The sequence below is a fragment of the Lactobacillus kullabergensis genome, assembly GCF_003151025.1.
GTDB classification, from domain to species: domain Bacteria; phylum Bacillota; class Bacilli; order Lactobacillales; family Lactobacillaceae; genus Lactobacillus; species Lactobacillus kullabergensis.
Genome location: NZ_CP029477.1, coordinates 776,757 through 789,244, shown reverse-complemented (window position 1 = coordinate 789,244; position 12,488 = coordinate 776,757). Strand labels below are relative to the sequence as shown.

Annotated in this window: 10 protein-coding genes and 2 tRNA genes; 3 read left to right on the top strand and 9 right to left on the bottom strand. The window is 34.4% G+C overall.

Annotated features, from left to right (window positions below):
- Window positions 1-321: 321 nt before the first annotated feature.
- Both DKL58_RS09670 and DKL58_RS09665 read left to right on the top strand, forming a co-directional pair.
- Window positions 322-729, top strand: coding sequence for an Abi family protein (locus tag DKL58_RS09670; RefSeq protein WP_109586174.1), 408 nt, complete (start codon window positions 322-324; stop codon window positions 727-729).
- Between the two features lie 17 nt (window positions 730-746).
- Entirely contained in the window at window positions 747-1,310 is a 564-nt protein-coding gene (locus DKL58_RS09665; RefSeq protein ID WP_162542326.1) for an Abi family protein, read from the top strand.
- A 475-nt stretch (window positions 1,311-1,785) separates the two neighbouring features.
- Here the strand turns inward: DKL58_RS09665 and DKL58_RS03900 are convergent.
- The 5 genes from DKL58_RS03900 to DKL58_RS03880 all read right to left on the bottom strand — a co-directional run bounded on the left by DKL58_RS03900 (window position 1,786) and on the right by DKL58_RS03880 (window position 6,346).
- A tRNA-Gln gene (locus tag DKL58_RS03900) sits at window positions 1,786-1,857 on the bottom strand.
- Between the two features lie 8 nt (window positions 1,858-1,865).
- Window positions 1,866-1,937, bottom strand: a tRNA-Glu gene (locus DKL58_RS03895).
- Between the two features lie 158 nt (window positions 1,938-2,095).
- Window positions 2,096-2,947 carry a PRD domain-containing protein gene (locus tag DKL58_RS03890; RefSeq protein WP_109586172.1) on the bottom strand — a complete coding sequence of 284 codons (852 nt, stop codon included), beginning with the start codon at window positions 2,945-2,947 and terminating at the stop codon, window positions 2,096-2,098.
- A 29-nt stretch (window positions 2,948-2,976) separates the two neighbouring features.
- Window positions 2,977-4,383, bottom strand: a complete 1,407-nt coding sequence (locus DKL58_RS03885) for a glycoside hydrolase family 1 protein (protein WP_109586171.1) — start codon at window positions 4,381-4,383, stop codon at window positions 2,977-2,979.
- A 37-nt stretch (window positions 4,384-4,420) separates the two neighbouring features.
- Window positions 4,421-6,346 (bottom strand): beta-glucoside-specific PTS transporter subunit IIABC, encoded by a 1,926-nt coding sequence (locus DKL58_RS03880; RefSeq protein WP_109586170.1) that lies wholly within the window; start codon window positions 6,344-6,346, stop codon window positions 4,421-4,423.
- A gap of 299 nt (window positions 6,347-6,645) precedes the next feature.
- Between DKL58_RS03880 and DKL58_RS03875 the strand changes: the two genes are divergently transcribed.
- Window positions 6,646-7,656: a serine hydrolase domain-containing protein gene (locus DKL58_RS03875; protein WP_109586169.1), complete on the top strand. Its 1,011-nt coding sequence runs from the start codon at window positions 6,646-6,648 to the stop codon at window positions 7,654-7,656.
- Window positions 7,657-7,793: 137 nt separating this feature from the next.
- Here the strand turns inward: DKL58_RS03875 and DKL58_RS09565 are convergent, their stop codons facing one another.
- The 4 genes from DKL58_RS09565 to DKL58_RS03860 form a co-directional block, all read right to left on the bottom strand.
- Window positions 7,794-7,970, bottom strand: a complete 177-nt coding sequence (locus DKL58_RS09565; protein WP_167594934.1) for a hypothetical protein — start codon at window positions 7,968-7,970, stop codon at window positions 7,794-7,796.
- Window positions 7,971-8,253: 283 nt separating this feature from the next.
- Entirely contained in the window at window positions 8,254-9,723 is a 1,470-nt protein-coding gene (locus DKL58_RS03870) for a GH39 family glycosyl hydrolase (protein ID WP_109586168.1), read from the bottom strand.
- Between the two features lie 23 nt (window positions 9,724-9,746).
- Window positions 9,747-11,162 (bottom strand): glycoside hydrolase family 1 protein, encoded by a 1,416-nt coding sequence (locus tag DKL58_RS03865; RefSeq protein ID WP_109586167.1) that lies wholly within the window; start codon window positions 11,160-11,162, stop codon window positions 9,747-9,749.
- A gap of 2 nt (window positions 11,163-11,164) precedes the next feature.
- A complete protein-coding gene (locus tag DKL58_RS03860; protein ID WP_109586166.1) occupies window positions 11,165-12,439 on the bottom strand; it encodes a PTS sugar transporter subunit IIC in 1,275 nt (424 codons plus the stop codon).
- Window positions 12,440-12,488 lie beyond the last annotated feature (49 nt).

Below are 12,488 nucleotides of genomic sequence, written 5' to 3'. Positions count from 1 at the left end.
ATAGCGATACTTGACCTACAGCAAATTTATAAACATATTAAATTTGAGTAAAAATGCTTCAAGATATATCACTTTTTTCATTTATAGCTAATATGTAAAAAAAATACAAGATGTTGTGTAGTCTTCTCTATTTTTAGTGATTTTTGAAGAAAAACTACCAAATATTGTATATTTACTATAAAAATAAATTTGCTATAATACGAATATGGATCAAGTTCGAAGGGCCCGAGGAGTAGGTGTCGAACTAACAATGCCTCATGTTCTGTATTATTACAGATATGGGGCTTTTTGTTTTACCAAAATAATTTTTAAGGAATACAAATGTCAGTAAATGATTTTATTAATAAAAAACCGTTTAAAAGTCATAATCAACAAATGAAAATTCTTCGCGAAAGAGGTCTTACGGTAAAGTCTAGTGATAAACGTGCATTAGAAGAACATGGTTACTATTCAATAGTTAATGGATACAAGCAATTATTCTTACAGAGGGATTCCAATGGCACTCCTGTATCACCAGAAAAATATTTAAAGAATGCTAGTTTTAAAGAAATAAAGAGCTTATACGATTTTGATAAGAACTTGCGCAGAATTCTTTATACACCATTAATGGAATATGAAAGCAATTTAGGCTCCGAAATATCTTATAGGTTTTCTGAAGAATACAAAGAACCCCATTCCTATCTAGCAATAGACAATTATTCAAGTGATAAGGAAAAATTGTTTCTATAGTAAAAACTATAAGCAATTTGTCTAATGAAATTAAAAGAAACGCCAATAAGAAGAATGCCATCAGTCATTATGTCAATGAACACAAGCATGTACCTCTTTGGGTTCTTGTAAATTATTTAACTTTTGGAGAATTAAATTATTTTTACAGCGTTTGTACAGATAAAATCAAAAGAGTAATAGCTAGCGACTTTTCACTAAAATATAAGCGTAACTATAAAACTGAAATTAAAATTCAACCTCAATCTATTGAAACTTTAAACATCTTAGTAAATTATTTTAGAAATTCTGTAGCCCATGATGAAATTACCTATAACAAACTAATTTTAAAAACTAAAAAATTCAGATTGATAAAGCAGGATTTAAAACTCAATGATTTTATTGTTAACAGCCAAAGTGGTGTTTTCGAATTAATAGTTGCCCTAAAATTAGTTCTAAGTAAAAAAGAATACTACGATTTTGTCAAACAACTTTATAAATTATTTGACAAATATGAGCCATGTTTTCAATCTGTAAGTTTTGCTGCAATCTTACACGATATGCATTTTCCAAAAAACTATCGTGCAATCCTGAAAGTAAAGTGAACAATACAGTAAGCGTTTAAGAATTCCCTTGGAACCACATCTAAAATTTAATTATGATAAGCAATAGCGAAATAGTTAATTCACCCTATTTTAGCTAGAAATCAAAGGCAAAATAAATATGTTAGCAAAAATCATGATCTGCCAGAATTAACTGTCTAGACGCTAATGGTCGGCTCCACCAAATAGAAAAAGATGCTCTAATATTATGATTGAATTTGAACAATATTCTGTTGAGCAAAAATACTAACATACCCAAAGACTAGATATTGAGATAAACCCAATTTTTGCCGATTACTTCTATGAATAGTGAACCACCTTTAAAAATAGGTATCTGATATAAAACACCAAAGCACTATGAGATAAGCAAAAACGCTAGATGAGCATTTCATCTAGCGTTTTGTAACAACTCTGATGGGCAAATGATGGACAAATTTGTTTTTCAACTCTCATAAACCCTGTTGCTAAGCCATTCTTATTGGGATATCCGGGCTCGAACCGAAACATGCAGGAACCAGAAACCTGTGCCTTACCATTTGGCTATATCCCAGTGTTAAATCACCCGCACGAGAATTGAACTCGTAACTCCACCTTGAGAGGGTGGCGTCTTAACCATTTGACCAGCGGGCAAAATCAACAGTAATTATTATGCTTGAAGAGACAGTTATTGTCAAGTACTTTCAGTTCAAAAACTAAATTTAACTAATGAGTATTTTTAACACAAAGAAAAACTTCCGAAAAGCTTTTCAATTCGGAAGTTTTTTATTATCGCTCATATTTTTTACCAACTACACTTTTTTGCAGTTTTCTTCAACTACTTTGTGCAAATGAACAATTAAGTATATTTTCTCCTGTTTAGTAATCCTCAATCTGATTTTTTTCCTAATAAACTCATCGAAAGCATTAATAATTTCAACTTCCTTGGGCATTTTTGCAGCCAGGTCTTTGTAAAGTCCTTCCTGATCTTCATCTGAAAACAATTTGTTTTCATAAACCCTTTCACAAAAATAATTTAGATGAGTCAAAAAACGTGAATAAGTGAAAGTATTTTGGTCAATCTTGCCTCCGATAATCCTTTGAGCTATTTTTTCGAGACTACTTACCAAATCAGCTATTTCCCTGTTTTTCTGTTGGTCATCAACATCAACTTCCGCATCCACAAAATGTAAACCAATGCCTGTTGCTTCGCTATTTGGTAACGAAACCTGCATTTTTTTATTAATCAAATTAACTGCAAATAATCCTATCTGATATCCATTTCTATAGTGAAGTAAGACGTCAGGATAGTTGAAATTTTCACCAATATTTCCCTCTTTAACTCGCTTTACCACAAAAGAAATATGATCAGCCAGGGATAAATAAAGGTAATCTTTTACTTTGATTTGATATTTTCTGGAGGCAAAATCTATTATTTCCTTAACCATATTTAGATAAGTTTCGTCTATCGTACTGGCTAGCTGAATAAAGTTTTTTAGCATTTTATTATCGGTTAAGACAAAAATCTTTTGAATTTCAGCTTTTTTAACAGGATAACCAATTGCTTTATGATAGCCTAGACCCTTGCCCATTAGGATACACTCTGCACCTGATTCATCTAATGCTAAAACAAGCGAATTATTCAAAACTTTTAGCACTTTCATCAGCTCACCACCTAGTTGCATACTATTGTTTAGTTGACCAATCCATTGTTTGTAATAACCTTTTGGTACCAGTAAAAACTATCCTTGGGAATTCGACGTAGATCTTTTAAATCATTATCAGTTCTATTGACGTAAATAAAGCCATAACGCTTTTTAAATCCTTGATGCGAACTTAACAGATCCATAACTGACCAAGGACAATAACCGATTAGTTTTACCCCATCCTGAATTGCATCATAACAAGCCTTGATATGATCAGCAAGATAGTTTATGCGGTATTGATCATGAATCTTGCCATCCTTTGCCATAATGTCTGGAGTACCTAAACCATTTTCGGTAATAATCATTGGCAAACGAAACTGACGATAATATTCATTCAGTACAATTCTCAAGCCCATAGGATCGATTTGAGCACCATATTCCGTTGCGGACAAGTTAGTATTTTTTTCGATCTTAAAATAGCCATACAGATCAAAATCCACATCATTTTTCCTTGTACCAAATGGGTGATTGGCATCACTCGGTAAGTAACTGGCAACGAGAGTACGATAATAATTGACTGCTATGAAGTCAGGCTGAGCATCCCGTAATACTTGCTCATCTTGATCTTGCATTGATGGTAAAATGTCGGCTTTTTTAAGGTAATTGCTATAGTACCCAGGATATTGACCATGACAATACATTTCTAGAGCATAATTGGTTTTAAAATTGTCATTCATTTTAGCAGCCCAAACATTAAGTGGCTTAGTAGATGCCGGATAAGTCATGGTGGATGATATTGCTGGTCCTATTTTACCGTTTGGCACCATCTTATGACAATCTTGCATAACGTAGGCACTTGCTACAAACATATTGTAATCCATTTGTGCTCTGACACGTTCTTTATTCTTAGCTTCAACATGATACATGTTTAAGCGCTCGTCTACACGAACCATCAGGTTTTGCTCATTGATCACCTGCCAGTTCTTGACTCTGTCACCAAATTCTTTAAAACATATTTGGGCGTATCTTCTAAAAGCCGAAATGCAAGACCTGTTTTCCCAGCCGTTATATTTTTCTACCAAGGCCAGAGGCAAATCAAAATGATATAAGGTAACAAACGGCTCAATCCCATTTTCAATCAGGCAATCAATCACTTTATTGTAAAAGTCGATCCCCTTTTGGTTAACCTGACCATCACCGTCAGGAATAATTCTCGACCAGGCAATGGAGAAACGGTATACTTTAAGACCTAATTCTTTCATTAAAGAAATATCTTCTTGATAATGATGATAAAAATCACTGGCCACTTTTGTATCAGCTTGCTGGAGACCAGCATAAAGAAAAGAATTATAATCTGCTACTGATTCTCCCTTACCATCTTCGTTCCAGCCGCCTTCAATTTGAAAGGCTGATGAAGATGCACCCCATAAAAAGTCTGGGTTAAATTTTTCCATATTTACTCCTCTAATAATCATATCTTAGATTTCGATATTATGATTTCGATAACAGGTATAACAACTGGTCGTTATCAGTGACGTTATCCTTGTTCGTCGAACCAATGGCTGCATAGTTTTTCGAATTAGTCACTACAACGGTCGTGGTTAAGTCATAACCTGCCTGCTCAATCTTTTGAATGTCAAATGAAACTAGCAGTTGCCCCTTCTTGACATGATCTCCATCTTGAACGTGTTTTTCAAAATACTGTCCATTTAGTTTAACAGTGTCGATGCCAATATGGATCATCATTTCAATTCCACTGTCTAATATTAAACCAACTGCATGTAAAGTCGGATATATCATGCTAACTGTGGCATCAGCAGGAGCTAAAATTTTTCCTGAAGTAGGTTGAACTGCAACGCCTTTACCCAAAACTCCGGATGCAAAAACTTCATCTGAAACCTGAGCTAGAGGTATCGTCTTACCTTCAACAGGAGAATTTACAGATAAGTCGCAATCATCTGCAACTAAATCTTCATCAATCGTTTTAGCAGGATTTTCTTCCTGAGTATCCTCAATTTGATCCGTTTTTGAACTATTTTTTTCTACAAGATCATCACTAGGTAAATCATTAAAACCTAATATAACTGTTAAAGTGCAAGCTCCACCAAAGGCAATTAAACAACCCAAAATGTAACAAATGAAAGCCTTAGTTCCGGCAGAAGCATATACGGGAATAGTCAAGACACCTTGATTTGCAAAAGCATTTCCGTAAGAACCTCCCCAGCCCATTAAGGCACCGCCTAAAGCACCACTAATTACTGCATAAACCATAGGCTTTTTCAGACGCAAGTTAGCACCATAAATAGCCGGCTCGGTAATACCAAACAATGCTGTCACTGTAGCTGAAGCTGCCACAGTTTTCAGATTTTTATTTTTAGTTTTGAAGAAAACTCCCAAAGCTGCACCAGCTTGTGAAAAGTTTGCTGCACCAGCAAAGGCAAGCAGGTTTTGCCGTCCCGTTTTAGCAACATCGTTTATACCAATCGGAATAATTGCTCTGTGAGCACCAAAAATAACAAGTACACACCAAATACCACCAACAAAGGCACCCAACAAAATTGGACTTAAATTCATGATATAGTGATATGCCCAGTTAACTGCGTTACCAATATAAATACCAATTGGGCCGAAAATCATTAAGGTTGCAGGTACCATAATAAGTAAAGACAAAGTTGGTACCATAATAATTTTGAGCACATCCGGCATTATTTTTTTAACAAATTTTTCAACGTATGCCAGTACAAAAACCGCTATGATGATGGGAACAACCGAGGAAACATAATTTGCCTTGGTAATTCCAATCCCAAACAGCGTTACTGCTTTGTTTCCCGTCATCAACTCTACCAAAGTGGGATAACATAGCGTTGCTCCCAGAGTCATAGCTATGTATTCATTTGTTTTAAAAACTTTAGCAGCCGATCGAGCCAAAATCACTGGCATAAAATAAAATAGAGCATCTGACGCAGCATTCAAAATAATATAAGTATTAAATGTCTTTATATCAACGTGATAGACATTTAAGCCAATTAATGCTGCAACAGCCAAAATACCCTTTAACATTCCCGAAGCGGCAATGGCCGGAATAGTTGGTGTAAAAATAGCAGTTACAACATTTAAAATCTTTGTACCAATACCAACTTTTTTGTCTTGCTCACCATCTTCCGTATCAGGATTTTCAAGCAGCGGCATGATTTCATCATAAATTGCTTCCACTTTATTACCTAAAACGACTTGAAACTGACCACTGGCCTCTACAACCTGAATCACTCCTTCTATACTGGAAACTTTGTCTTTGCTTGCTTTACTTTCATCCTTTAAAACAAATCTCAATCTGGTAAAACAATGCGTTAAACCAGAGACATTTTCTTTTCCACCTACACCATCTAAGATTTGTAGCGCGATTTTATGATTATCCATAATTTTCCTTCTTTTATTTCAATAAAAAAGACCAAACATACGTAAATAAAACCGTTAATCTCGGTTCTTAATTACATACATTTGATCTTGCCTGCATTACCAGTAACACGTCAAATAAAAGTTCTTTTATTTTACAAACTTAAATCTAACATTAGAATTCCATTTATGCAAGCGATTACATCAAATTTACCATTAAATCTGTTTTTTAACATTTAAAATTTCATTCACACTTATTTGCAAAAATAAATCAATGAATTGTATATAATAGAGTAAGAAACTTTGAACAAAGGATAGTTTATATGATTGACTACTCAAACACCCAAAATTTAATTGAATCAATGGTTACGGAACGCATTGTACCGGGCGTTAACTATGCTTTTATAAAAAATGAACAAGTTTTCACTTCAACCGTCGGCTTTGCAAGTACCTATCCGACAGTTACTCAACTTAGCCCTTTTGCTATTTATGATTTAGCCAGTCTGACCAAAGTAATTATTACTGAAAATATTTTTCTCAAATTATATCAAGACGGACAGCTCAATTTTACTGAACCACTGCACGACTTTATTCCTGAATTTAAAGATGAACGTGTCCGCCTTTTTCATCTGCTTACTCATACCAGCGGAATACGTGGCTGGATTGAAAAGCGCGATCAGTTATCTCGCGACGAATTAATCAATGCCATCATTCATTTACCCGTCACAGACGAGTTTGAACATCAAATGCGCTATGCCGATACGAATTTTATCTTGTTGGGGTTGGTTGTTAAAAAAATATTTGGGCAACCAGTTCAAGAAGTTGGTCAAGAATTAATAATTGAGCCTTCTGGTTTGGAAAATACGACATTCAATCCCCCTAAGGAATTATGTGTCCCAACTGCTGTTTACCAAGGAAAAGTTTTGCAAGGAGAACCGCACGATCCTAAAGCACGCCAGCTTGGTAGTGATTGCGGTTCAGCAGGACTCTTCTCCACAATGAATGACTTGGTTAAATTAAGTAAAGGTTACTTGGGCTTGGATAAACACATTCTACCCTTCAGTCAAGAACTTGTCGCAATGTTATTCGATAATAAAAATCCGGCGGGCGTCAAGCCACGCTCATGGGGCTGGGACTTGCGCTTTGACCCTCAGTTGCATTACCCGCTGATTCTGCATACCGGCTTCACTGGTGTTCTTATGCTTCTTGACCGCGTAAAAAAGTCTGGCTTAATTCTTTTGACCAATCGTATTCACCCTACTGGTCATAATCAGGTCTTTCTAACTATGAGAGAAAGAATTATTCAGAGTTTTTTAAAAGAAAACGATCAGTAAAAATAGTCTAGGAAAAAAAGTGCTCTTTGAAGTTAAATCAAAGAATTTTACAATATGAAAAGACCGGCAAATCAACGTTTTATTAACGTGATTTGTCAGCCTTTTCAGTTAGGTTAGATTTTTTTCTCAGACTCTTTCTAACACTTTTTACGATTTGGCCAAAAATGATAGACGAGGTCAACTACTGCTTGAGCCAGCATACCGCCTGCCATCCAGTACATCGCCATCATCATGTTGCCGGTAAAGGTAAAATAAGCGGTAATAGCGTAAACAACTACCCACAAAATTTTGAAAAACAAATTATCACACATCATTTGTAAAAAAACTCCCTTCAATTCATTTCAAATTATACCTTGTTTTAGACAAAAATTGGGGCTTTTTTTAGTTATTTAATCACTTGAAAGTCGTTTTGCTAAAATTATTTACAATAATTGTTATTGTTGCAAAATGTTTACATCCGTAGGCATTAGTAAACTTTTTTGAGAATTATTTTTTGATGAAAGCATTTTGATGTTTTTTGTTAGTTATGTAATTTAATTACTTTTGCAACCATAAAAAAGAACTTTAAGTACAGTAGTTTAAAGTTCTTTTATTGTTTTAAAAATAATTAGAAACGGTAATCAATGCGCATGATTGTGGTATTAGTTCAAAGCTAATCTTACCATCCTTTATTTTTAGGCTATCCGCTTTTAGCTGTGAAGCAGCACGCAATTTCTTAACTTGATCCTTGTTAACATAGGTTGGTTCACCCATCTCTTGCCACAATTTCTTTGGATTAGCATGATTTTTATCAATTCTTTTTATTTCGCAGGTACCACTAATTGTTTTATCTAGATTTATTTCCAACTGCTCTGTTTTAATTGGCTTTTTTGGTACATTATGATTATATGCTACGATCTGAAGGTCATTACCTTTTTGGATAGCTAAAATTTCTGCAGTTGCATTATTATTATCTTCAACCTTAATTCTTTGGTAGCCTAAATTATGGAATATTTCAAATAATCTATAAACAGGCTTTTCTATGCCATCAACTGTTTGCATTCCAAAACCACCGTGAAAAATACTGGGCTTTTGCGACTGTTCTTCAAAAATATCAGAAAATGTCCAGTAAGAATAGCCATCAACTAGTCCATCATTATCTGCTAAAGTTTTGGCTACCATTGCTGCCCCGTAAGGTGTATCATGAGCGGAATCACCAACCATTGCTGAAACACTCCATTCTGTATAAAATAGTGGATAGTTTTGAGCTTCTTCTCTTGTTTTGGTAGTCATAGATTTTAATATCCCTCGAGAGTAATCTTGTGGAACCCCGTTAGTTTTCTTGAAGAATTCATCGATATCCATGCCACTTTCCCACAACGGATCATCTGTCGGATAATGATGTGTTGAAATGAAGTCTAAAGGCAACTTGTTTTCCTGACAAAAATCAATCATATCTGGTACCCATGAATTGTAAGATGTTGCAGGACCACCAAAGCGCAATTTCTCATCAATCTTCTTGGCAGCTTTTACTGTTATTTCATACAAGTGGAAATAATCTTCTTTGGTACCTGAGAAAAACATTGGCAAATTAGGTTCATTCCAAACCTCAAAATACCATGATTCCACTTCCTCTTTACCATAGCGTTTAATAATATGCTTAATAAACTTGTTTATTAAATCCGTCCACGCCTTATCAGATTTTGGCATAGAGTTATTGCCACCATAAGGAAAGATTTGATTCTTTTTTGAAGCCAAGCAGGTTGGCATAAAACTTAATTCTACAAAAGGTTTCGTACCAATTTTGAGTAAGAAGTCATAAATTTTATCGATATTAACAAAATTATAGGTGATGCCATGTGACTTACCAGCAAAATCCAAATTTTCAATACAGACACTCATTTCATCGTCAAACAAACCATGAAAACGAACATATTTAAAACCGAGTTCTTGATGAACCTTGGTTAGTTGCTCTTGATAATCAGCTCTCAATGCAGTATATGCATGACTGCTACCGACACACATTTCCCAATAATGCGGAAATGGTGTTTTTGAGTTTGAATTTATTTTAAAATTCAGTCGTTTCATAAAATAACTCTCTTGATAATTTACTAGTTAATTTCTAATTTAGATACATTTTTTCCATTTGTGGCTATTACTTTTTGATAAAAATAAAAACTATCTTTAGGATATCTCTTCATATCAAGCATTGACTGATTATTCCTGTTGACATAAACCAAACCGTAACGCTTGTCCATACCATCATTAACACTTAACAAATCTAAAAATGACCACGGATTAAAAGAAATTACATTGACTCCATCTTTAATAGATTCACGTAGTTCAAAAATGTGCCCATTGAGATACTTGATCCGTTTTGGGTCATGCACCTGACCGTTTTCAAGTTGATCACGTTCAGGCCATCCACATTCGGTAATAACAATGGGAATATTGGGATAACGATCATTGACTTTTTGCAGAGCAAAACGCAGACCAACAGGGTCATAAGAAAAGCCCCATTCTGAATTCATCAGACGCTCATCTTTCACTTTTTCGACATTGGAAATGACGCCGGCAAGCATTTTTGGATTTTCGTTATCGCTAAGTTTAAAAATAGAAGTAGTATACCAGTTTAATCCTAAAAAATCAGCTCGACCATTTTTTAGAATATCTGCATCCCCTTCATGGTAGTCAAGGGTTATGTTGTTGTCCTTCAAGAACCGTAAATAGTAACTAGGTAGTTCTCCCCTTAAAGCAACGTCCATATCAATAAATGAGATTAAATCTTCCATGTTTTTACTTTTGAGTGCATTTTTAGAAGTATGATCATAAGGAAAATTAGTCATATAGGATACTGCTGGACCAATCATTGAATTAGGAAACATATTATGACAAAGCCGATATACTTTTGCCTGAGCTAAAAACATATTGTAATTAGAATTTTCACCCTTTTCCCTTAAATGGCGCAAATCCTTATCTTTAATGCCATTCATTTCAGGGACATTAGCTAGCAAAGATTGTTCATTAATCGTTAGCCAATATTTAACTCTATCTCCAAATTCATTAAAGAGCGTTTTAGCATAGTTATAAAAATCATTAATGGCTTTACGATTAGCCCAACCACCATACTGCTTTACCAAAGAAACGGGGCAATCAAAGTGAAACATTGTCACAATGGGTTCAATTTTATTTTTAATTAATAAATTAATCAGTTTATTATAAAAAGCAATACCTTTTTGATTCGGTTCTTTATCATTGCCATGAGGAAATATTCGTGACCAAGAAATTGAAAAACGATAGCTCTTCAATCCCAATTTTGCCATTAAAGCAACATCTTCTTCAATATGATGATAATGATCAACAGAAACTGAAGTATCTAAAAATTTGCTTTTTTTAGATCTTAAATCAGCAATTGACATTCCCTTTCCATCTTCATTTGCTGCTCCCTCAACTTGAAAGGCTGAAGTACTGGCACCCCAGAGAAAATTTTCGGGAAAATCATCTTTAAGTTTAAATTGACTATTCATTTTCACTTATTCTCCTCTTCAAAAGCCTGTTTATCGGCAATTCTAAAAAATGGAAGATAAACTAGAAACATCAGCAAAAAGTTTATTAACCAGACAACTGCACCTTGCCAACCCATAATCATTGTATCAGCAATTATTTTAGGCATTGTCCAGGGCATTCCCATTCCTAAACTAGGATTATAATTTGTTATAAAACCTATTTTAACTGCTAGTAATGCTACGCTACTCGAAACAAAGGATGATAAAGCAAACGGAATAAACATTATTGGATTCAAAACAATTGGCATACCAAAGATAATAGGTTCATTTATATTAAATAGATTGGGCAAAGCAGAAACTTTGAAAAATTCTTTATATCTCTTGGATTTACTCAAAAATAAACCCATTATAACTAAACTAAGAGTGGAACCTGCTGCGTCATTATTTGAAAATGCAAAAACTACCAGATTACTTAAGTATGGAATGGTCTTGCCAGCTTGAAAAGCGGGTGTACTGCCAACCATCATTGAGATAACTAATGGTATAACCACAGATTCGATAGCAGCTGGATGAATTCCAAATGTAAATAAAACATTGGACAGAGCAAAAACTAAAATTAATGTTAAAGGTGACCCACCTACGTGTAAAAGCGGAGTAGTTATTAGTTTATTAACAAAATCGAAAACATTCTTGAATTGAGAAAAATCAAAAATTGCTCTAACGATAAAAACTGTAATAAATATAATTATACCAATTATCAGTGGCTCAATTGACGAACTGACCATACTAGGGACTGAATCTGGCAATTTAATAGTCAGTTTCTTATTTTTGCTTAATTTAACGTAAAATACACCGATTAAGATTGACAGAATAATTGCCACAATTATGCCTTCGCTACCCATATAGGTCATTTGAAAGGCATTAACTGGCTTTTTACTTGGAACACTTTGCGGCATTAACACAAAAAAACTAGCTAAACTAAATAATCCAGCAACAACGCCGTTTTCTTTGCAACTTTTTGCATAATTATAAGCAATAGTAAAAGCGATGAAAACAGCTAAAATATTCATAGTACCATTAACAATAGCGGACATTGATGGGGTTATTCCCACCTTGGCAAACCAATCTGCAACAGGTTTAATTGGAAAGCTCGCAAATATCGAGAATACTGATGCACCTATTGTGACTGGCAGAGTCATTACCATGCCGGAAGAAATACTTTGCAAGACCTTATTTTGTCCTAATTTATTTGAAAACGGGACCAGATATTTTTCCAGCCACTTTTGAAAATTCTTCATTTTTTACACTCCTATCCTATTAATTCGCTTTCATTGATTAAAGTATATG

Excerpts from the sequence above, each read along its gene's own strand:
- DKL58_RS09670 (WP_109586174.1), top strand. The coding sequence starts at position 322 with ATGTCAGTAAATGATTTTATTAATAAAAAACCGTTTAAAAGTCATAAT.
- DKL58_RS03890 (WP_109586172.1), bottom strand. The coding sequence starts at position 2,947 with ATGAAAGTGCTAAAAGTTTTGAATAATTCGCTTGTTTTAGCATTAGAT.
- DKL58_RS03885 (WP_109586171.1), bottom strand. The coding sequence starts at position 4,383 with ATGGAAAAATTTAACCCAGACTTTTTATGGGGTGCATCTTCATCAGCC.
- DKL58_RS03880 (WP_109586170.1), bottom strand. The coding sequence starts at position 6,346 with ATGGATAATCATAAAATCGCGCTACAAATCTTAGATGGTGTAGGTGGA.
- DKL58_RS03875 (WP_109586169.1), top strand. The coding sequence starts at position 6,646 with ATGATTGACTACTCAAACACCCAAAATTTAATTGAATCAATGGTTACG.
- DKL58_RS09565 (WP_167594934.1), bottom strand. The coding sequence starts at position 7,970 with ATGATGTGTGATAATTTGTTTTTCAAAATTTTGTGGGTAGTTGTTTAC.
- DKL58_RS03870 (WP_109586168.1), bottom strand. The coding sequence starts at position 9,723 with ATGAAACGACTGAATTTTAAAATAAATTCAAACTCAAAAACACCATTT.
- DKL58_RS03865 (WP_109586167.1), bottom strand. The coding sequence starts at position 11,162 with ATGAATAGTCAATTTAAACTTAAAGATGATTTTCCCGAAAATTTTCTC.
- DKL58_RS03860 (WP_109586166.1), bottom strand. The coding sequence starts at position 12,439 with ATGAAGAATTTTCAAAAGTGGCTGGAAAAATATCTGGTCCCGTTTTCA.